The following is a 20,721-nucleotide window of genomic DNA, read 5'->3' on the forward strand; positions in this document are numbered from 1 at the left end:
CGGACGGGGACAGGCTTGTCCGGCGGCGCCTGCAGGCCTCATCGGGCAGGCTGGGGGGACGCACTCTGAGGCCTGTTCTGTTCACTGACGCGTTTCACCGAATCGCGTTCACTTAACTCGTGATGTAGAGACCTTCGCCTGAAGCGCAAGCCGCGATCAGGCTGAGAGTCAGAAAAATACCAGTTGCGATCACCAGTGAGATGGCGCGGGTCATGGCTGAACCTTCTTTCTTTTTGTTGGCCCCGGACTCATGCCGGTTGGCGAAGGGCGGAGCCGGGCAGGCCCGTCAAGACACGTCTTTCAGGGCCTTCCGGCTGGGGAGAGGTCCGGTGGGGGGAACCGGCTCCGCCTTCGCAAATGGGGATATGGGACGCCTTTGAGCCTTTCGCCAGACACAGACAGTCACAGCTGTGTGAAAGCTATCTTTCCTGTTGAGCAACACTGGAACGCGCTCCGCGCAAATCCGGTTCCGGCGTATCCGCACCGAATACGCTTATGCTGTCATGAGGATGATTGATCACGGCCCGGTATCGGTCACAATCAGCCATTGTCCAGCGCGTTGAAGAGACTCAAGGCTTTCTTTCATGATGATCCTCCGAAACGCCGTCCGCCTGCATAAATGGCTGGCGCTCATCATCGGCCTGCAGGTGATGATCTGGCTCCTGGGCGGACTTGTGATGAGCGCCCTGCCCATCGAGCGGGTGCGGGGCGAACACAAGATCGCCGAGCACCCGGCGCTCATGGCCTCGCCCGGCACACTGATCCCGCTCTCAGATGCGGCGCAGTCCGCAGGTTTTGAGACGCTGGATGGCGCGGTTCTGACAACCCTCACCGGAGAGCCGGCCTGGCGTTTGCAGAGTGATGACCGGACGGTTCTAGTCTCCGCGCGCGACGGCTCACGCCTCTCCCCGGTAAACGAAGATCTCGCCCGACGCATCGCCGAGCATGACTTCGCCCCCGAAGCTGACATCGAGAGCATCCGCTTGCTCACCGACCCGCCCTCCGAATACGGCCCGGGCGGGCCGGTCTGGCAGATCGTTTTCGCGGATGAAGAGGGCACCCGGCTCTATATCGACCCCGAGAGCGGCCTGGTCCGTGCGCGACGATCTGATGCCTGGCGGCTCTTTGACTTTTTCTGGCGTCTGCACGTGATGGATTATGATGACGGCGAGGACTTCAACCACCCGCTGCTGATCGTCTCGGCGGCGCTAGGCGTCATGGTCGCGCTGGCCGGGCTGGTCATCCTGTTCATCCGGATGCGGCGCAGCTGGATGATCTTCAGGCAGACGCGGACACGATAAGGATGGGTGCGGGGCGGAGCCTGTCAAAGGCGGTCCAGAGGGATTGGGGGCCGTAGGCCTTGGGGGAAGGCTGACCAATGATCCGCCCCGCGCAGTCCATCCTGAAACGCAACGCCCTTGCGGGCACGTTCCTCAAACGACTTCACCGGCCCGAAGGCCGGCAACTGGGGACTTGCCCGGGCAAAAGCCCGGCTGCAGGTGCAAGTCATTCTGTCGTCTGAAAAATGGAGCGGGCGATGAGATTCGAACTCACGACCCTCACCTTGGCAAGGTGATGCTCTACCCCTGAGCTACGCCCGCTCACTACCTGCGTACAGGGTCCGGCTTGCGCCGAGGCCGGGTATATCGCTCATCGCCGTTCGTTTTGCAAGCCTGTCATCTGCAGCTTTTGCAGTCCTGTTGCACCTTGCCTGACATCCCTTGTCCTGCTGATCTATTCTGATGACACAGACGCCGCCCCTGCCCGCCCCGCCCGCTTCCCGAGACGCGCTCTTCCAGTTTCTGAATGCGCTCGAGATCCGCCATGACACGCGCGATCACGAACCTGTCTTCACCGTCGAGGAAGGCGAGGCGATCAAGCTGGACATGCCGGGCGGGCACACCAAGAACCTGTTCCTGAAAGACAAGAAGGGCGCGCTGATCCTGATCTCGGCGCTGCAGTCGACCCGAATTGCGCTCAACCAGCTGCATCACAGGCTGGGCTGCGGGCGGCTCTCCTTTGGCAAGGCCGACCTTCTTGAGCAGAAGCTGGGCGTGACGCCGGGTTCGGTGACCGCCTTCGCCCTTCTCAATGACCCGGCGCGCGACGTCCGGTTCATTCTGGACGAGGCGCTGATGGCGCATGAGATCGTCAACTTCCACCCGCTGAAGAATGACGCCACCACCGCGATACGGTCCGCGGATCTGCTCAAATTCGTTCAGGCGCTGGGCCGCGCTCCGGAAATTGTGAAGCTCGACGGGTGAGCTGATGCGCTTGCATCACGGCGCGCAAACGGCCACCTAGAGGTCAAACGACATTTCGCCCCAAACGGGAGGCTTTCATGGATATTATCGGTGCAAACGGCGCAGGCGCGTCCGACGGAAATGATCTGGTGCGCGATGGCACCGACCAGTCCTTCATGGCCGACGTTATCGAACCCTCACGCGAGGTGCCGGTGCTGGTGGACTTCTGGGCGCCCTGGTGCGGTCCGTGTCGCCAGCTGGGCCCGACCATCGAGCGCGCCGTCACCAAGGCTGGCGGCAAGGTGAAGCTGGTCAAGGTCAACATCGACGAAAACCCAGGCGTCGCGGGCCAGCTGCGCATCCAGTCCATTCCGGCGGTCATCGCCTTCAAGGATGGCCAACCGGTGGACGGCTTCATGGGCGCTCTGCCCGAGAGCCAGGTCAATGACTTCATCAACCGCATGACGGGCGAAGTTTCCGAAGAGGAAGTCGCTGCGCTTGTGGAACGCGCTCAGGACGCGCTTGAAAACGGTGATTTCGGCGGCGCAGCGCAGGACTTCGCCACCGCGCTTCAGATGGACAAGGACAATGCCGAGGCTATCGCCGGCATGGCGCGGGTCTATCTGGCGAGCGGCGATCCGGTTCAGGCCAAGGCCCTTCTGGACAATGTGCCCGACACGCTGCGTTCGGTGCCCGCCATCGCTGCGGTTCGCGCCTCCATGGAGCTCGCAGGCGAAGCCCAGGATGCGCCGGAACTCGACGCGGCCGAGGACGCCGTGCAGTCCTCGCCCAATGCGCAAACCTGGTACGAGCTGGGCCGCGCCCGCCTGGGCGTGGGCGATATGGGCGGCGCTGCAGACGCGCTACTGGAATCCATCGCGATAGATCGCGAGCACAATGACGCGGCGGCCCGCCAGCTGCTGCTGCGGGTGTTTGAATCCGCAGGCGCCGGATCTGATCTGGCCAAGAATGGTCGTCGCCGCCTGTCCTCGATCCTGTTCTCCTGATCCAGTCAGGGCTGCGGGCCTCGCCTGCAGCCCGGATCGGACTATCTGACGCCCAAGGAGCGACCCAAGAGCCCAGCCATGTCCGAAAGCCTCATCCTGCCCAGCGAGATCAAGCTGTTCCCCATCCGCGGCTGCATCCTGCCGCCGGGCGAGCACTTGCCGCTGAACGTGTTTGAGCCGCGCTATCTGAACATGGTCGATGACGCTCTGGCCTCTGACCGGATCATTGGCGTGATCCAGCCCGCTCCGGGCGGAACGCCCGACAAGCCCGCCCTTCATGGCGTCGGCGGCGCAGGCCGCATCGTCAGCCATCAGGAAACCTCTGACGGGCGCTATCTGATGGTGCTGGAGGGCCTTACCCGCTTTGCGCTTGAGGCGGAGCTCGACCGGCAAACCCCCTATCGTGTGGCGCGGGTCGACTATCGCCCCTTCACCCAGGACCTGGTGGAAGTTCACATGCCGCCCGCCATCGAGGTGACAGGGCTGATCGAGCGCTTGCGCGCCTATTTCGATCTTGTGGGCATCGAGACGGACTGGCCCGCGCTGGAGAAAGCGCCACTGTCTCTGGTGATCAACAAGACCGCCATGGCCGCCCCCTTTGATCCGAACGACAAGCAATCCTTGCTGGAAGCGGTCTCGATCCCGCATCGCGCCGAGATTCTGGACCGGCTCATGCAAGACAGTCTGGACGAGGCGGCGAGCGGTTCGCAAGGCTGGACGCCCTGACCCGCCCGGCGTAAGAGTTTTCCCATGAGTGATGCCAAAACCGAACAATCCGCTCTCGATCCGAAGCTCCTTGAGATTCTGGTGTGCCCGGTCAGCCGCGGCCCGCTTGAGTATGATCGGGAGGCCGGCGAGCTGATCTCCAAACAGGCGCGTCTCGCCTTTCCCATCCGGGAAGGCGTGCCGATCATGTTGCCTGAAGAAGCCCGCAATCTGGACGACTGATCCATGAGCGACCGCCCCTGGCCGACCCGGCTGAGCTTCAAGGGCTCTGACCGCGTGCTGGACATCGCCTTTGACGATGGCGCGCGCTTCGCCATCCCGTTCGAGCTCTTGCGCGTGGAAAGCCCGTCCGCCGAGGTTCAGGGCCATGCCCCGGATCAGAAGAAGCTGGTAAGCGGCAAGTCAGCCGTGCGCGTCACCGCTGCTGACCGGGTGGGGCGCTACGCTGTCCGCCTGAGCTTTGACGACGGCCATGACAGCGGCATCTATTCCTGGGACTATCTGCATGAGCTTGGCGAGAACGCTGACGCCATGCTCAGCGCCTATCGCGCCCGACTGAAAGCCGCCGGCCTGCCGCACTAGGCGGCCGTATCGCTCTGTGGCGGGCTCTGGGTTTCCGGCGGGGCCAGCTGGGCGAACAATTGCTGCACGGCCAGCATCTTTTCTTCCCCGCCCGGAGAGGCGGCGGCGACCCGCGCCTCATCGCTTTCCATCATCCGCACAGCGCGCAATTGCGCATCGGTCCGGCAACGCCCTTCGGGCAGCACGCCCGTTGTGGAGAGCTTCAGCAAGGCTGCGGCCCGATCCAGAACCGGCGCCGGAGAATTCGCCACCCGGTCCATCACCTTGGTGGCGTCCAGGATGGCGAGGCCAAGATTGTCGAACGCGTCCACCAGCTCTTTCTTGTCTGACTTGGGGAAACCGCCCTTCTTGGCGCGGGCCTGAAGGCTGGTCACCCGCGACAGGCGCTCCAGCGGGGAACCGCTGCCACGTACGAAATAGCTCACCGTGGTGTTCGCCGTCACCTTGGCGCGAATATAGCTCGCGAGCTTCTTCTTGTTCTCCTCGCCCACCAGATGGTCTTCCATGGCGAACAGACGCTCGATCTGATCCACCGGGGTATGAGCGCCTGACAGCGCCTCCTCGATGGCGTCCGGTTGCAGCAACCGGGCGGAGCGGTGGGTGAAGGCGTCCACCAGCGCTTCGGGGTTGAGATTGTCTCCCGCCGATACGATCAGCCGCTGAGCCAGCTTCCGCGCCAGTTCGATCTCGGCCATCACCGAACGCGGTCGGAAGCGTTTGGGCGCACGCAGTTTTTCAAGGATCTGCTGAGCCAGCTCGCTATGAGCGGCCGGCAAGGAGGCCGACTTGATCTGGCTGGCCAGCCGGCGCGCGGTTTCCGGCGCGCGGCTGAGGTCAGGGCTGTCCGGCGCGCCTTCATAAATCCCGGTCAGGCGCAGGACTTCGTCCCCGAGATCCACCGTATCGCCAAGAACCCGGCGCAGGGCGGAATCAAAGGACAGAATTTCAGCGATGAAAGCGTCGGTCTGCTTGGCCGCCATCGCCCGCGCGTCCTCGCTTTCGGGCAGATCATCATGCATGTCGAGCAGGCGGCGAACCTTCTCGCCCATGTCATACGCTTCAGACAATTCATCCGCGATCAGGCGGCGCATCTGCTTTTCGGACGTGGATTTGCAGGCGACCAGGGTCGCGCTTTCCGCAAACGACTTGCCACGCGGCGGCTTGCCGCCCGCCTTGGCTTCCTTGCGTGATTGTTCAATGCCGCGCTGCACGAGCTCGGTGATCAGACGCACATAGGCGTGAACGCTGGCGTCAGAATTCTGGGCGCGTGCAATGGCGACCTTCTGAATGGCGTGCTGCAGATCGGTGTCCGACCCGTCAAGCTCCTCGATCAGGTCAGGACGGTTGAGCAATTCCATCGGACAGACCTGAGAGCGCTCAAGCCAGCCAGACAATGCCCGGCGGACCGTATCGCGCGCTGCGGGCCCGGACAGGTCATCCGGCGTCAGGCAGGGGATCGTCGCTTCAGCCGGCTTGTCGCCCCCGGAAAACTTCTCGGGGCCGACCTCGAAGATCGCGCCGCCGCGGAAACCGCTTGAGTCCGCGTCCCAGACTTCGCGCACGACACGGACCGAGCCGCTGGAATGGTTTGAATGCAGCTTGTTGGCCAGCGCAAGGGCGGCGTTGCGATCCTTGAGCGCCTCCACCAAGGTCCAGGAGGCCTTGATGTTTTTCTTCAGAAAGACCTCGTAATGGACGTCTTCGTGCGCCATTTCCGCCTCATTCCCCAGCAGGTTTCGTAAAGTAATGCACTACCCGCCTTAACCCTAGGTAACCATGTCTTTGCTTGATCTTGGACACCAACTAGTGTGAAGCGCTAACGACATCGGTTTCGCCGAGAGATGACAGGATACGAACGATGGCGACCATCGCCCTTGTGGATGACGACGAGAACATTCTGACCTCTGTTTCCATGTTCCTGGAAAACGAGGGATACAACGTGCGCACCTTCACCGACGGGTCCGCCGCCCTGCCGCATCTGACCGAAACGCCGCCCGATCTGGCGATCTTCGACATCAAGATGCCGCGCATGGACGGGCTGGAATTGCTGCGCCGGGTGCGTCAGTCCTCCAACCTTCCGGTGATCTTCCTGACGTCAAAGGACGGTGAGTTCGACGAAGCGCTGGGCCTCGATCTGGGCGCGGACGACTACATCGCCAAACCCTTCTCCCACCAGCTGCTGGCGCGCCGCATCAAGGCCGTGCTTCGCCGCGCCCAGGCCGATCCGGCGGGCGCTGAAGGCGGTGAAGGCAATGAGCACAAGGTGATCGAGCGCGGCTCGCTGGTGCTGGACCCGAACCGTCACGCCTGCACCTGGTCGGGCAAGCCGGTGCGCCTGACCGTCACCGAATTCCTGATCCTGCATGCGCTGGCGAACCGTCCAGGCTTTGTGAAGAGCCGCGACAGCCTAATGGACGCAGCCTATGACGATCAGGTCTATGTGGACGACCGCACGATCGACAGCCACATCAAGCGCATCCGCAAGAAGTTCCGCGACGTGGACGACACGTTTGACAGCATCGAGACCCTGTATGGCGTCGGCTACCGATATAAGGAAGCTTAGGGTTACGCACCGCGCCGTCATGCGTCTGTCGGCCCAGCTCAAACCCCTTCTGTTCACGCGTCTCGGCGCCACCATCATCCTGACAAATCTGGTGGCGCTGAGCGTGCTGATCGGCGGCATGTTCGCGATTACCGAGAACCGTCGCGGGCTGGTGGACGCCAAGGTGGACTCCCTGTCCGCCCAGGCCGAGATCATCGCCAACATCATCACAGAGACCGCCGTGTACGGCGACGCGCCCGGTCCGCAAATGGACCGCGATGCGGCGCGTGAGGTTTTGCGTCGCCTGTCCGGTCTTTACGTCCCGGACGAAACGCGCGCCCTGCTGCATGCGCCCGGACCTGTCCGGATTGCGGACTCAGACCTCATCGCTGGCGAGGTGGACCAGATTCCCCTGCCCCCGATTGACGACGAAGCCGACACGCCCATCGAACGCGCGCGCGGCTTCGGTCACTCGATCATGGAGCATGTCGGGGAGATCTTCCTGCCCGAGGAGGAACGCGCCGCGCTTGATCGCACCCTGTCTGACGAAGTGCGCGCCGCCTTCCAGACCGGCGAGGCGCAGACCGGCGTGCGTCGCGATCCCGATGGCGGACGCGTGGTGTCGGTCACCATCCCCATCCAGCTGATCCAGGCTGTGGTCGGCACGATCACCTATGAATCCTATGACCTTGACGCGCTGATCGCCCAGGAGCGCGCCGCCATCCTGCCCTATGTGATCGTGGCGGCGCTGGCGACGACCTTCATGGCGGTTGTTCTGACCGTCCAGATCGCCTGGCCGGTGCGGCGGCTGGCGGAAGCCGCGCGCGAAGTGCGGCTGGCTGGCGGGCGTCGCGTGCCCCTGCCCGACATGAAGGGCCGCAAGGACGAGATCGGGGATATGGGCCGCGCCTTCACCCAGATGACGAACGCGCTCTATGACCGGCTGGACGCCATCGAGGCCTTCGCCGCAGACGTCGCCCACGAGATCAAGAACCCGCTCACCTCGATCCGCTCGGCGGCGGAAATCCTGCCCCTCGCCAAGGATGACGAGAAACGCGCCCGTCTTCTGGATGTGATCCAGCATGATGTGAAGCGTATTGACCGCCTGATCACCGACATCTCCAACGCCTCGCGTCTGGACGCCGAGCTGGCGCGCGAGAATCTCGAGACCATTGATCTGGTCGTATTGCTGACCGACATCGCCAGCCTGCAAAACGATCCCGATGCGCCCGCACCCCGGGTGATCGTGCAAGCCGAGGGCGAGCGTCATATCGTGCGCGGGCACGAGAACCCGCTCAGCCGCGTCTTCATCAATCTCATCGAGAACGCCGTCACCTTCTCGCCGGAGGAAGGCGGGGTCCGGGTCTTTATCGAACGCGCCGCCGGTCAGTCCCAGCAGGTTCGCATCGAGGATGACGGCCCCGGCATCCCCGAAGACAATCTCGAGACGATTTTCGACCGCTTCTATACCCAGCGCCCGAAAGGGGCGGCGTTCGGCGGCCATTCCGGGCTCGGCCTCGCCATTGCCCGACAGATCGTCACCGCCCATGGCGGGCAGATCCACGCCTCCAATCGCACAGATGATCAAGGCCGTGTTGTCGGCGCCTGCTTTACGGTCATCCTGCCGGCATCTTCGCGCTAGACGGGATGTGTGGCGCGAAAACGGCGCCTGTCATCATCATGCAGCAGACTGTTGCACAGCCGTCGCACAGGGCTTTCGCCGGACGCAAAACCGGGTTTACATGGACATGAACGTATTCCGCCTGAGGACCTGATCCAAACCATGATCGGCATTGTCGTCGTCACCCATGGCCGTCTCGCTGACGAACTTGTCGCCGCCACTGAGCATGTGGTCGGCCCGCTGGAAGCCTGCAGCGCCATCTCCATCGGCCCGGATGATGATATGGAGCGCCGCCGCGATGACATTCGTGAAGCGGTGGAGAAAGCCGATCAGGGCGATGGCGTCATCATCCTGACCGACATGTTCGGCGGCACCCCCTCCAACCTGTCCATCTCCTTGCTGGAAAAAGGCCGGGTCGAGGTCATCGCGGGCGCCAATCTACCCATGCTGATCAAGCTGGCCGAAGCCCGGTCGCGGCTCGACATGGGCGCGCTCGCCGAAAGCGCCAGTGAAGCGGGCAAGCGCTATATCGCGGTCGCCTCCCAGATTCTGGACGGCGCAGCGTGAACCAGGAACGCACGGTCACGATCTGCAACCAGCGCGGCCTGCATGCGCGCGCCTCGGCCAAGTTCGTCGCCGAAGCGGCCCGTTTTGACGCCGAGGTGAGCGTGGCGCGCGACGCCGAAGAGGTCAGTGCGGATTCCATCATGGAATTGCTGATGCTGGCCGCAGGCCCCGGCGTTTCCATTACCATCAAGGCGCAAGGCGCGGACGCCGAACAGGCCGTGGACGCCCTCAGCGCGCTTGTGGAATGCGGCTTCAACGAAAACGACTAGATCACCTGTCCTGAACACCAGAACGCCGCCGGGATGACCCGGCGGCGTTTGTGATTCTGACGATGAGCAAGGTCGCTTACGCGTCCTCATCCTCCGAGCTGCGCGCCGGAGCCGCAGGCGCCGGCGGAGCCGGCGGCACGGGTGGATTGGAGAACAGCGACATCACACGATTGGTCAGCGGCGCACTGGGGCGCAGCTCACGCGTCTCACGGGTGACAGGGCCGGTCGGTTTCACAGCCTCGACCGTTTGTTCTTCCGCGCTCGGCATGGGCGGCGGAGACGGCAGAACAATGGCCCGCGCCGCATAGCGCGGATCATTCTTCAGGCGCTCGGCTTCTTCGGCATCAAGACCGGCGAGCTCAAGCGGCTCGTCTTCAACCGGCACTGCGTCTGCGTCAGGCGCTTCAGCCGTCAGGGCCGGCTCCAGCGCGTCCTCGGAAGTCAGGGTCTCGGGATCCGCCTGGGTCTCGACCTCGGTTTCGGCCTCAAAGGCCACAGCCTCGCCTGCAAGCCCGGCGTCGTCCTCAGCAGCAGCCTCAGCGACGGCTTCACCTTCATCTTCAGCGTCAACAGGCTCTTGCCCGGCAACATCTTCTGCCTCTGCAGACGCTTCGGTCCCGGCTTCCGCGTCCAGTTCGACGGCTTCGACTTCAGTCTCGTCCGTCGACAGCTCAGTGACGGTTTCCGCGTCTTCAGACACAGCAGCGATCACGTCATCCGCCTCGCCCGTTTCGGACTCCGTCAAAGCCGGTTCGAGCGTGTCCTCGGACAGAACCGCATCCTCGGCCACCGGCTCGGCGTCTGCAGGCGCGGCTTCGATCGTCTCTTCGACCGCCTCGGCCTCATCCAGAACAGTCTCGTCCAGATCGACCGCGACGGCTTCGTCCTCGGTGACCGCCGGCGCTTCAGCGTCTACCGCCTCAGCTTCGCCCTCTGCAGCCTCGTCCTCGACCGCTTCTGCTTGGGTTGATGCGTCAGCAGCGTCTTCGGTAATGACGGCCTCGGCATCTGAGTCATCCACAGTGTCGCTCAGAGCGGCGCTGACCGGCACGGCGATGGCGGCCGGCGCATCGTCATTGGCCGCATGGGGTTCATCATCTTCGATCTGAACCTCATCCACGAGCACAGCTTCAGGCTCTTCGCTGCGGGCGATGGTCTCTTCGGGCGGATGACGCTCGAGATGGTCCGCCAGCAGGGCGATGCGGCGCTCCAGACGTGCAGAGTCGCGAATCCGGTTGATCACGCCGCCGATCACGAAGATCAGCGCGGCGAGGCCATAGCCGCCCACGGCGAACCCGGCAGCTTCCGCTTCACCGCCCAGCCCCAGCGCAGCAGCGCCCACAAGGCCAACAAAAAGCGGCGCCCAAAGAAGCCGCCAGGAGCGGGCGGCGAACATGGTCAGCGCGGCCAGGCCGCTCAGACCGAAGAACACGATTGCGTCAGCATGCTCGGCGGCGAAGGGCCCCGCCTGCGCGATCAGGTTGCTGACCGGCGCGACGCTTTCGGAAAAGCTCCAATTGCCCAGATCCGGCAGCGCAGAGAGCGTCAGGGCGAACAGATCAAACTGCGGCAGACCGCCGAAGATGCCCGGATCAACTTCGGTCAGGAATGTGCGCAGCGCCGGCCAGACCATGACGATGGACGCCAGGGCGAACAGCAGCATGGTCAGGAACCAGTTCACATTGCGCGCAACGCCGGCCCGGGACAGGAGGGCGCTGGCGCCGGGATGGGTGCGCGACCAGCCTTTCTGGGTGTGATTGACCAGCGCGACCGGACGCGAACGCTGGGACGGGCCGGTCTGCATGCGCAGGACAGACGCCTGATCGCCAGCCTCCAGAGCGAAATTGCGATCCATGATGCGCACGGTGTGTTTGGCGCCGTCATAATCGGTCAGGCTGCGCTCATCGGCGCGGGCGCGGGGGTCGGAACCACTCACCTCGCCGGAGGCGGCATAGAAATCCAGCGTCTTGCGGCCAAAGTTCTGGCTCGCGTAAGCGGTTGGCAAATTCGCCATATCAACAGTCCCCTCAGTCCGTTGCACAGGCGCGCCGCCCCTCGGCGACGCCTGCGGCCATGCCGCAAAGACCCATATCACGGGCCCCGAGCAAAAACCTTACCAGAAAGTTTATACAGATTTAGGACCAATTTAAGAAGTGCCTCGATTTTCCTGTCCCAAATTGATCTGCACGCCAGATGGTTTGCCCGTTTTGGGACGCGTGTTAAGAGATGCGCCGTCTCAAATGGAACCTGCAGGCGACCCCCTGCCCGCAGTCAGAAAACAAGGCGTTCTTTCATGACCCTGCTCAATGCCGCCAACACCGGCGACGATCGCTATGTCAAAGACCTCTCGCTGGCGCGCTGGGGCCGGCTGGAGATCGAGATGGCCGAGATCGAAATGCCCGGCCTGATGGCCCTGCGTGAAGAGTACAAGGGCAAGAAGCCCCTCGCAGGCGCCCGCATCGCCGGCTCGCTGCACATGACGATCCAGACCGCCGTGCTGATCGAAACCCTGGTCGAGCTGGGCGCTGACGTGCGCTGGGCGTCGTGCAACATCTTCTCCACCCAGGACCACGCCGCCGCCGCAATCGCGGAAAAAGGCATTCCGGTCTTCGCCTACAAGGGCGAGACGCTGGAAGAATACTGGGAATTCGCCGACGCCATCTTCCATTGGCCGAACGGTGAAACCGCCAACATGATCCTGGATGATGGCGGCGACGCGACCATGTATCTGCAGCTGGGCGAGAAGGCCGAGGCCGACGCCAGCTTCCTGGGCGAGCCGAAATCGGAAGAGGAAGGCTATCTCTTCCAGACCATCAAGAAGCGCATGGAAGCCTCCCCGGGCTGGTTCGCGAAAGCCAAGGCCGCCATCAAGGGCGTGTCCGAGGAAACCACCACCGGCGTGATGCGCCTGTATCAGCTGGCCAAGAAGGGCGAGCTGGCCTTCCCGGCGATCAACGTCAACGACTCCGTGACCAAGTCCAAGTTCGACAACCGTTATGGCTGCCGTGAAAGCCTGGTGGACGCGATCCGTCGCGGCACCGACGTGATGATGGCTGGCAAGACCGCCGTCGTCTGCGGCTATGGCGATGTGGGCAAAGGCTCGGCGGAATCCCTGCGCAGCGCCGGTTGCCGCGTGTCGGTCACCGAGATCGACCCGATCTGCGCCCTGCAGGCGGCCATGGACGGCTATGACGTCGTCAAGCTGGACGACGCGATCAAGAACACCGACATCGTCGTCACCGCCACCGGCAACAAGGACGTCGTCACCATCGACCACATGCGCACCATGAAGAACATGGCGATCGTGTGTAATATCGGCCACTTCGACAACGAGATTCAGGTCGAGGCGCTGAAGAACTTCCAGTGGACCAACGTCAAGCCGCAGGTCGACATGGTGGAGTTCCCCGAAGGCCACAAGATCATCCTTCTGTCTGAAGGCCGCCTTGTGAACCTGGGCAACGCCAATGGTCACCCCAGCTTCGTGATGTCTGCAAGCTTCACCAACCAGGTGCTGGCCCAGATCGAGCTGTGGACCCGTGGCGATCAATACCAGAACCAGGTCTACATCCTGCCCAAGCATCTGGATGAAAAAGTCGCCGCTCTGCACCTTGAAAAGCTGGGCGCGCAACTGAGCGTGCTGTCGCCCGAACAGGCCGACTATATCGGCGTCGAGCAGAAAGGCCCGTTCAAGGCCGAGCACTATCGCTACTAGAAAGCCTGTTCAGCAAAAGTGGGAACCGGTTTTGCGGTTCGAACAGGCTGAACGACAAGGCGCTAGCTTCAGACCAAATGAGAAACCCCGTCGGAGCGATCCGGCGGGGTTTTTTCATGTCTCTCTACCTTGCCCTTCCCGCGCACCCGCCGCACTGTGCCCGCCATGCGCCTGATCATGATCCCGACCCTGTTCGCCCTGTCGCTCTCGCTCGCCGCCTGCGGTTCGGGCCCGGAGCTCAATCCACTGGCCGATCCGCGGCTTCAGCCCTTCATCGCCACATCCGACATGCCCATTCCGCCCAATGTGGAGCGCGCCGCCAGCTCGGATGAGTGCGCGGGCGAGCCTTTGAGGGCGATCAATGCCAGCCTGCCCGACTATCCGGCACGGGGCTGGTCACGCGGCCTGCAGGGCTGGTCGATTGTCCAGTTTGACGTCACGCAAGCGGGCGAGGTGGCGAATGTGTCCATCGCACGCGGCGTGCCCGGCGGCAGCTTTGATCGCGAAGCCCGCCGCGCGGTCGAGGACTGGCGCTTTGCCCCGCTCAGCCAGGGTGCGGGGCTGCAAGGCTGCGTCGTCCTGTTTGAATTCACCCAAGGCGAAGTGCGGATTCGGTGAATCCGATTATTCAACTTTGATTGAAATTTAAGCCTTTATTGACCTTGTCCACAGTGGAGCACGGACATTTCCGGCTCCCAAATCCCCTGACCATCGCGTCTGAATTCACCTTCCGGTAAGATGTGATTCGCACGTGTGCGCGTTTTCAGCGGGATGGCGCACCAGGCAAATGGGGAAAAGGCGCGTCATGACCGCAGCCGAACCGGTACAACTGGCCACACTCATCGTCACCGGCGGCTCGGTCGCCTTCGCTCTGGCGTCCTCTGTCTGGGCCTATCGATTGACCGCGGGCGCCCGCAAGGCCCGCAAGTTGTGGCGTGAGCGCCTTCTGGCGGCTGAAGACCGCGCCGAGCGCAATACCAGCCTGTTCGCCGCCCATCCGGGCGTGGTGGTCGTCTGGGACGCCCCGCCCCCGTCTGACGCGGAACACTGGTCCGCGCCCAAGCTTTATGGCTCTCCCGCCGCCCTCGCCTCGCTCTTGCAATTCGCCGAGCTGAGCCAGTCTGCGGGTGGCGACGGGCAGATCGCGACCGATATTCTCGACAGCATTTCCGAATTCAGCGCCCGCAACGCCTCTGGCGAAACGGTGAGCTTCCGGGATCGCGCCCGCGCCCTGATGGCGGACGGCCAGCCCTTTTCGCTGACCCTGACCGGCCGCTCGGGCCGAAAAATCCAGGCGGATGGCCGCCCGGCCGGGCGTCAGCTGGTCATCTGGCTGACCGACACCGCCTTGCGCCATTCCGACGGCGCGTCAGATGAAGACATCAGCCATGATGATCCCATCGGGTTCATGGACATGATGGGCCGCAACCCGGTTCCCGCCTGGCGCATGGATCACAAGGGCCAGCTCAACTGGGTCAACGCCGCCTATGTCAAAGCCGTTGAGGCGGCTGATGTGGCGGACGTGATCGAACGCCAGCTGCTTCTCGAGCCCACCCTGGGCGAACAGGCCCGCGACGTCCTCAATTCCGGCGATCCCCGCACCGGCGCCCGTGGCGTGGTGCTGGCCGGTCAGCGCCGGGTGATGTCCGTCACCAGCTATCCCGTGCAAGGCGGGGTGACCGGCTTTGCCGTGGACGTGACTGATGGTGAGGAAGCCAAGGCGGCGCTCAATCGCTTCCGCGAAGCCCATGACCTGACGCTCAATCACATGACCGAGGCTGTGGCGATTTTCGATCGCGCCAAGAAGCTGGTCTTCTACAACCGCGCCTTCAGCCAGATGTTCAATGTGGAAGAGGCCTTCCTCAATGATCGCCCGGCCCATGGCGTGCTGCTGGATCGCTTGCGCGAGAAACGCCGCCTGCCCGAACAGGCCGATTACAGCGCCTGGCGTCAGGCCGAGCTGTCGCGCTATGAAACCGCGCCGAGCCAGGACGCCGAACCGGACGAGCTGTGGGCCCTGCCCGACGGTCGCACCTTGCGCGTGGCGCGCCAGCGTCACCCGATGGGCGGGCTGCTGGTGATTTTCGAGGACATGACCGACCAGCTGTCCCTGCAGGCGCGCTACAACACCCAGCTCAAGGTGCAACGCGCCACGCTGGACAAGCTGCATGAAGCGGTCGCCGTGTTCGGCTCTGACGGGCGGCTGAAGCTGCGCAATGCGGCGTTCGAAACCCTCTGGAAGCTCGATCCGGAACGGCTCGACGGTGTGCATTTTGACGAGCTGGTCACCGCCTGCACCCCGCTCTACGACAATGGCGAAGCCTGGGGCCAGCTCAAGGCGCGCATCACCGATCCCAGCCCGGAATCGCGCAAGGCGATGACCGGCGAGATCCGCCGCGCAGACCATTCGGTCCTGACCTGGCTGACCCGTCCGCTGCCCGATGGCGCGACCCTGATCGCATGGGACGACATCACCGACAGCCGCCGCATCGAATCCGCTCTGCGCGACCGCGCCGAAGCGCTGGAAGCGTCCGAACGCATCAAGACCGAGTTCGTCGAGCATGTGAGCTATCAGCTGCGCACGCCGCTGACGACGATCCACGGCTATGCCGATCTGCTGGCGGGTGGTTTTGCGGGTGATCTGTCAGATCGCCAGAAAGAGCATATGGGCGCGATCCAGACCGCCTCGGCGCAGCTGGGCAAGCTGATCGACGATATTCTGGATATCGCCGCCATCGATGCGGGCCAGCTGGAAATGGAGCTTGGGGATGTGAACCTTCACGCCCTGGCTGAAGAATCCATGGAGCTGATCGCCTCGCGCGCCGAGCATTCAGGCATCAAGCTGACGCTGAACGCCGAAGAAGGCACGCCCCTGATCCGCGCCGACGGCAAACGCCTCAAACAGGTCATCTACAACCTGCTCACCAACGCCATGGATCACGTCAATCCGGGCGGCGCGGTGGAAGTGGGGGCCGAAGTCGCCGGCGATGATGTATCCGTGTGGGTGGCTGATGACGGCGTCGGCATCGCGCCGGATCGACAGGCGAAGATTTTCGAGCGCTTTGAACGCGGCGATGGCGGCGGCGCAGGCCTGGGCCTGGCGCTGGTCAACGACATCGTCCGCCTGCATGGCGGCTGGGTGGAGCTCGAAAGCGAACCCGGCGAGGGCACGCGCGTGACCTGTCACCTGCCGCGCCTGACGAGCTCGGAAGCGGCGCCGGAGCTCGATCTCCCCGGCAGCCACTCCCTTAGCGCGGAATAACCTCAGGCGTTCGCCTGACGCGCCGCGTCATCGCCTTCAAGCCCCAGATCGCGGAAGAGGCTGGCGTCCGTCGTCTGATCCGGGTTCGGGGTGGTCAGAAGCTCATCGCCCACAAACACCGACGCCGCGCCTGCCAGGAAGCACAGCGCCTGAAGCTCTCGCGACATGGTCTCACGGCCCGCTGACAGGCGCACAACACTCCTGGGCATGATCAGGCGGGCGGTGGCGATGGCGCGCACAAAATCGAGACCATCCAGGCTTTCTGAGCCCGAAAGCGGCGTGCCTTCCACATCCACCAGATGGTTCACCGGAACGCTTTCTGGATGGACCGGCAGGCGCGCAAGCTCGGTCAGAAGCCCGATCCGGTCGTCCTTGCTCTCGCCCATGCCGATAATCCCGCCGCAGCAGGTCTTCATCCCCGCCGCGCGCACCTTGGACAGCGTATCAATGCGGTCATCCCAGGTGCGCGTGGTGATGATCTTGCCGTAATACTCCGGCGAGGTATCGAGATTGTGGTTGTAATAGTCGAGCCCGGCCTCGGCGAGGCGCTCCGCCTGCCCCTCCCCCAGCATGCCCAGCGTCATGCAGGTCTCCAGCCCCAGCCCTTTCACCCGGCGGATCATGTCGTGGATCTTGGGTTCATCGCGCTCTTTGAGTTCGCGCCAGGCTGCGCCCATACAGAACCGCGTCGCGCCTGAAGCTTTGGCTTCCAACGCCTTTTTTTCGACCTCTTCGGGATCCATCAACTTGGAGGCCTTAAGACCCGTGTCGAAATGGGCGGACTGATTGCAATACCCGCAGTCTTCCGCGCAGCCACCGGTCTTGATCGACAGCAGGCGCGACTTCTGCACCGTGTTGGGGCGATGCCCCCGGCGGTGCAGGCTTTGGGCGGCGAAGATCAGATCGTTGAACGGCGCGTCATGGATTGCCGCAACCTCGTCGCGGCTCCAGTCGTGACGGGGTTCGGCCAGACGGTCGAGATCAGTGAGAAGAGTGGACATGAGCGCCTCTGAGCCTTTGGAAAATCAGCGCGACGGTAAGAAGCCCGCCCCCTGGCTGCAAGCCTTGCTGCTCAGCCCGGTGCAGGCGCGCATCCTGTTGCTGGCGGCCTGTCTGGTGATATTCACACTGGCGCTGATGCCGTCCGGAGACGTGACGCCGGTCTTTCTGGGCGTGGACAAGATCAAGCACCTCTTCGCCTTCCTGGTGCTGACCGTACTGGCGCACTGGAGCTGGCCGTCCGCCCGGCGTTTGACGTTTGTGCTCTGCCTGACGCTGTTCGGGATCCTGATCGAGCTGGCGCAGGGGCTGAGCCGTCTGGGACGGACGGCGTCCCTCGCCGACATTCTGGCTGATCTTGTCGGGATCGGCCTTGGCCTTGTGGTGATTGAAGCGCTGCGCCGGCTGCGCCTGGTCCGGGCAACGTCTCAGGCCTGACTTCCCGCAAAACAAAACCCCCGACGCCAAGCGCCGGGGGTTTCACATTTCAGAACGAAGCCGATCCCTAGATGATCGATTCTCCGCGCTTGACCTTGTCGTCGGCTTCACGCGCCATCGTGGCGACAGCCCCCGACAGCAGCAGGATGGCGATGAGGTTCGGGAAGGCCATGGAGGCGTTCGCGATATCGCCAAAGCGCCACAGGGTGACGGTGTCGATCACCAGACAGCCTGCAAAGACGATCAGCACCCACACATAGCGGATGATGTTGGTCACCCAGTCGCCGAACAGATAGCTCGCCGCCTGTTGGGCGTAATAGGACCAGCCGATGATCGTGGTGAAGGCGAACAGCGCCAGCGCCACCGTGATCACGAACTGACCGCCCGGAATGGCGCTCGCAAACGCCGCCGTGGTGATGGCGGACGAGTTCAGCGAGGACTGCCAGGCGTAGGAGACGACGCCGCCGCCTTCCGCCGGGTAAGAGCCTTCCGCCACCAGGATCACGAGCGCGGTCATGGTGCAGATCACGATGGTGTCGATGAAGACGCCGATCATGGCGATCTCGCCTTGGGCCACCGGGCTCTTGGTCTGGGCCGCTGCGTGCGCGATCGGGGCGGAGCCCTGACCGGCCTCGTTGGAGAACAGGCCGCGCGCCACGCCGTAGCGCACCGCTTGCATCACGCCATAGCCGGCCGCGCCGCCAACCGCTTCATGCCAGCCAAAGGCGTGGCTGAAGATCAGGCCGAAGGCCTCGGGCACGTGAACGATATTGATGATGATGACGACCAAGGCCACGGCCACATAGAACAGCGCCATGAAGGGCACGACCTTGCCGGCCACAGAGCCGATGGACTTGATGCCGCCCACGATCACCAGGAACACCAGCGCCGCCAGAACCAGGCCCACGCCCCAGGTGGGGATGGCGAAGTTCAGCTCATTGCCGGTCTGGATCACGGATTCGGTGATGGAGTTCGCCTGGATCATGCCGCCCGTCGCGACCGCCGAGATCAGGGTGCCGATGCAGAACAGCATGGCCAGCCAGCCGAACCAGCCGCCAAAGCCGGCACGGCCCTTGTTCAGGCCGTTCTTGATGTAGAACATCGGACCGCCATGGATGCGGCCATCGGGGTGGGTTTCGCGATACTTCACCGCCAGGCTGGATTCAGCGAAGGCGCAGGCCATGCCCAGAAGCGCGGTGATCCACATCCAGAAGATCGCGCCGGGACCACCCAGCGAAATGGCGGTCGCCACACCGGCAAGATTGCCCGTGCCCACCTGCCCCGACAGCGCCGTCGACAGCGCCTGCCACGGGGTGATGTCGCCATCCTCGCCCTGTGATTTGCGGCCCGCCCACAGCTCTTTCAGAGCCGGGAAGAACCGCAGGATCGGGCGTCCGCCCAGTCGGATCATGTAGTACAGGCCCGTGCCCAGAAGCACGACCGCCAGGAAACCCAGCGGCAGCACTTGAGCGTCGCCCCAGGTGCCGCCCCAGATGAAATTGGAGACGTTGTTGATTAGCCCGTCCAGGCCGGAAAATAGATCGCCCACGCCGCTCCCCTTGCGTTGGTTAGGTCTGATTGTTGGTTCAGGACTTTATAGGGCTTAGACGAAAGTACAAAGCACTGAGGCGCCAATGGGTAATATGTGTAAACCATTCAAATCGTCTGCGACCCCGCCCCGGCGAGGCGATCAAATTACTTGATATTTCAAGGGCTGAGAGCACATCCGCTCGTGACACGCTCAAACATTGAGCCCTGATGCGCATCCACGCATGAACGCGATTTCACGCCGAATACGAATATCCATGACGCAAGTGTGACTAAAGACGGCGTTTGAGAAAGTCCATGAACCGCCCTTCGGTCTCCCCGGTGGCCTGCGCGTCATAGCGCAAGGTTGAGTCCGGATGATGGTCGGGTTCGTCAAACGCATGGGTGACCCCGCCCAGCACCGACCAGCTGACCGGCGCGCCGTGCTGGCGCGCACGGCTGAAAACGACCGAGGCGTCCGCTTCGCTGGCCATGGAATCGCGTTCCACCAGCACGCCCTCGATCGGCATGTCCGGCAGCCAGTCATTGCGCACCGCCAGAGAGGGTCCGCTGACATAGGGATAGATCAGAAATACGCCCGTCACGCCCTTGAACGGTTCTTCAGGCGCATCTGACAATCCGTCGGGCGGCAGCTTCATCTGCGCCAGCGTCAACGCATCCAGCAGCGTCCATCCGCCATGGCTCCAGCCCGCCAGCGCCAGTTTGTCTGAAACGATCTTCCTGTCCTGCCGGATCAGTTCGAGCGCGGCGTAGACATCCGCTGCGCGCTCACGCCCCCACAGCTTGCGCCCGGTGCAGACCTGGGCCAGCGCCTCTTCATAACTGATAGTGCGGGCGCGCAGACTGTCCACGATCACGGCAGCCACGCCCGACTTCACGGCCAGGGCGGCGTAGTTCTCGGTGACCTGACGCACCCCGCCGCAGCCATGAAACAGCAAGACGGCCGGAAACGGCCCGTCGCCGGGCGGGTAGGACACCCGAACATAGGGCTCCATGAAGGCGACATGGTCTGCAAAGGGCTTGCGCGCCATATGCTGGCCGCGCAATCGCCGATACAGCGACCAGGCGATATAGAGGGCGAAGGCGAACACGCCCGCCCCCGCAATCGCCAGAACCTGGATCAGCATATCCATGTCACACACCCAACCCTGATGGCCTCGTCTTCATGACTAAGCCCATCAGGATCAGGGTCAAACATGAAGAGT

19 protein-coding genes and 1 tRNA gene are annotated in these 20,721 nt (G+C 63.4%); 14 read left to right on the forward strand and 6 right to left on the reverse strand.

Features of this window, described 5'->3' with window-relative positions:
* The first annotated feature begins 584 nt into the window (after positions 1-584).
* Entirely contained in the window at positions 585-1,301 is a 717-nt protein-coding gene (locus ACFELO_RS13025; protein ID WP_440958200.1) for a PepSY domain-containing protein, read from the forward strand.
* A 225-nt stretch (positions 1,302-1,526) separates the two neighbouring features.
* On the opposite strand, the gene ACFELO_RS13030 is transcribed toward ACFELO_RS13025, so the two are convergent.
* Positions 1,527-1,601: transfer RNA gene (locus ACFELO_RS13030), tRNA-Gly, on the reverse strand.
* A gap of 141 nt (positions 1,602-1,742) precedes the next feature.
* Here ACFELO_RS13030 and ACFELO_RS13035 point away from each other — a divergent pair.
* The 5 genes from ACFELO_RS13035 to ACFELO_RS13055 all read left to right on the forward strand — a co-directional run bounded on the left by ACFELO_RS13035 (position 1,743) and on the right by ACFELO_RS13055 (position 4,558).
* A complete protein-coding gene (locus ACFELO_RS13035) occupies positions 1,743-2,264 on the forward strand; it encodes a prolyl-tRNA synthetase associated domain-containing protein (protein WP_440958201.1) in 522 nt (173 codons plus the stop codon).
* Positions 2,265-2,341: 77 nt separating this feature from the next.
* On the forward strand, positions 2,342-3,250 hold the full coding sequence (gene trxA, locus ACFELO_RS13040; RefSeq protein ID WP_440958202.1) for a thioredoxin: 909 nt from the start codon (positions 2,342-2,344) through the stop codon (positions 3,248-3,250).
* Positions 3,251-3,328: 78 nt separating this feature from the next.
* Positions 3,329-3,976 carry an LON peptidase substrate-binding domain-containing protein gene (locus ACFELO_RS13045; RefSeq protein WP_440958203.1) on the forward strand — a complete coding sequence of 216 codons (648 nt, stop codon included), beginning with the start codon at positions 3,329-3,331 and terminating at the stop codon, positions 3,974-3,976.
* Positions 3,977-4,000: 24 nt separating this feature from the next.
* Positions 4,001-4,198, forward strand: a complete 198-nt coding sequence (locus ACFELO_RS13050; RefSeq protein WP_440958204.1) for a Trm112 family protein — start codon at positions 4,001-4,003, stop codon at positions 4,196-4,198.
* Positions 4,199-4,201: 3 nt separating this feature from the next.
* Entirely contained in the window at positions 4,202-4,558 is a 357-nt protein-coding gene (locus ACFELO_RS13055) for a gamma-butyrobetaine hydroxylase-like domain-containing protein (RefSeq protein ID WP_440958205.1), read from the forward strand.
* Here ACFELO_RS13055 and ACFELO_RS13060 read toward each other — a convergent pair.
* Positions 4,555-6,270 carry a hypothetical protein gene (locus ACFELO_RS13060; RefSeq protein ID WP_440958206.1) on the reverse strand — a complete coding sequence of 572 codons (1,716 nt, stop codon included), beginning with the start codon at positions 6,268-6,270 and terminating at the stop codon, positions 4,555-4,557. The two genes, ACFELO_RS13055 and ACFELO_RS13060, sit on opposite strands and share 4 nt — an antisense overlap.
* Positions 6,271-6,416: 146 nt before the next feature.
* Between ACFELO_RS13060 and ACFELO_RS13065 the strand changes: the two genes are divergently transcribed.
* The 4 genes from ACFELO_RS13065 to ACFELO_RS13080 all read left to right on the forward strand — a co-directional run bounded on the left by ACFELO_RS13065 (position 6,417) and on the right by ACFELO_RS13080 (position 9,557).
* Complete coding sequence (locus ACFELO_RS13065) at positions 6,417-7,121, forward strand: response regulator transcription factor (protein ID WP_440958207.1); 705 nt, start codon at positions 6,417-6,419, stop codon at positions 7,119-7,121.
* A 19-nt stretch (positions 7,122-7,140) separates the two neighbouring features.
* Entirely contained in the window at positions 7,141-8,742 is a 1,602-nt protein-coding gene (locus ACFELO_RS13070; RefSeq protein ID WP_440958208.1) for a stimulus-sensing domain-containing protein, read from the forward strand.
* A 141-nt stretch (positions 8,743-8,883) separates the two neighbouring features.
* Entirely contained in the window at positions 8,884-9,288 is a 405-nt protein-coding gene (locus ACFELO_RS13075; protein ID WP_440958209.1) for a PTS sugar transporter subunit IIA, read from the forward strand.
* Positions 9,285-9,557, forward strand: a complete 273-nt coding sequence (locus ACFELO_RS13080; protein WP_440958210.1) for an HPr family phosphocarrier protein — start codon at positions 9,285-9,287, stop codon at positions 9,555-9,557. The genes ACFELO_RS13075 and ACFELO_RS13080 overlap by 4 nt, the downstream gene beginning before the upstream one ends.
* Before the next feature lie 76 nt (positions 9,558-9,633).
* Here the strand turns inward: ACFELO_RS13080 and ACFELO_RS13085 are convergent, their stop codons facing one another.
* The gene (locus ACFELO_RS13085) at positions 9,634-11,571 is read right to left on the reverse strand and encodes a hypothetical protein (RefSeq protein WP_440958211.1); all 1,938 of its coding nucleotides are present in this window, start codon (positions 11,569-11,571) and stop codon (positions 9,634-9,636) included.
* Positions 11,572-11,850: 279 nt separating this feature from the next.
* Here ACFELO_RS13085 and ahcY point away from each other — a divergent pair, with 279 nt between their 5' ends.
* The 3 genes from ahcY to ACFELO_RS13100 all read left to right on the forward strand — a co-directional run bounded on the left by ahcY (position 11,851) and on the right by ACFELO_RS13100 (position 16,531).
* Positions 11,851-13,269 carry an adenosylhomocysteinase gene (gene ahcY / locus ACFELO_RS13090; protein ID WP_440958212.1) on the forward strand — a complete coding sequence of 473 codons (1,419 nt, stop codon included), beginning with the start codon at positions 11,851-11,853 and terminating at the stop codon, positions 13,267-13,269.
* A gap of 165 nt (positions 13,270-13,434) precedes the next feature.
* Entirely contained in the window at positions 13,435-13,887 is a 453-nt protein-coding gene (locus ACFELO_RS13095; protein ID WP_440958213.1) for a TonB family protein, read from the forward strand.
* A gap of 187 nt (positions 13,888-14,074) precedes the next feature.
* Positions 14,075-16,531, forward strand: coding sequence for an ATP-binding protein (locus tag ACFELO_RS13100; RefSeq protein WP_440958214.1), 2,457 nt, complete (start codon positions 14,075-14,077; stop codon positions 16,529-16,531).
* Positions 16,532-16,533: 2 nt separating this feature from the next.
* On the opposite strand, the gene bioB is transcribed toward ACFELO_RS13100, so the two are convergent.
* Complete coding sequence (bioB, locus tag ACFELO_RS13105) at positions 16,534-17,532, reverse strand: biotin synthase BioB (RefSeq protein ID WP_440958215.1); 999 nt, start codon at positions 17,530-17,532, stop codon at positions 16,534-16,536.
* On the opposite strand from bioB, the gene ACFELO_RS13110 reads away from it, so the two are divergent.
* Positions 17,531-17,968, forward strand: a complete 438-nt coding sequence (locus tag ACFELO_RS13110; RefSeq protein WP_440958216.1) for a VanZ family protein — start codon at positions 17,531-17,533, stop codon at positions 17,966-17,968. The genes bioB and ACFELO_RS13110 overlap by 2 nt on opposite strands.
* Positions 17,969-18,035: 67 nt before the next feature.
* On the opposite strand, the gene ACFELO_RS13115 is transcribed toward ACFELO_RS13110, so the two are convergent.
* Positions 18,036-19,517 (reverse strand): alanine/glycine:cation symporter family protein, encoded by a 1,482-nt coding sequence (locus ACFELO_RS13115; RefSeq protein ID WP_440958217.1) that lies wholly within the window; start codon positions 19,515-19,517, stop codon positions 18,036-18,038.
* A gap of 271 nt (positions 19,518-19,788) precedes the next feature.
* The gene (locus tag ACFELO_RS13120; protein ID WP_440958218.1) at positions 19,789-20,649 is read right to left on the reverse strand and encodes a dienelactone hydrolase family protein; all 861 of its coding nucleotides are present in this window, start codon (positions 20,647-20,649) and stop codon (positions 19,789-19,791) included.
* Positions 20,650-20,721: the final 72 nt, after the last annotated feature.

This window comes from Oceanicaulis sp. LC35 (assembly GCF_052055585.1).
Taxonomy (GTDB): Bacteria; Pseudomonadota; Alphaproteobacteria; order Caulobacterales; family Maricaulaceae; genus Oceanicaulis.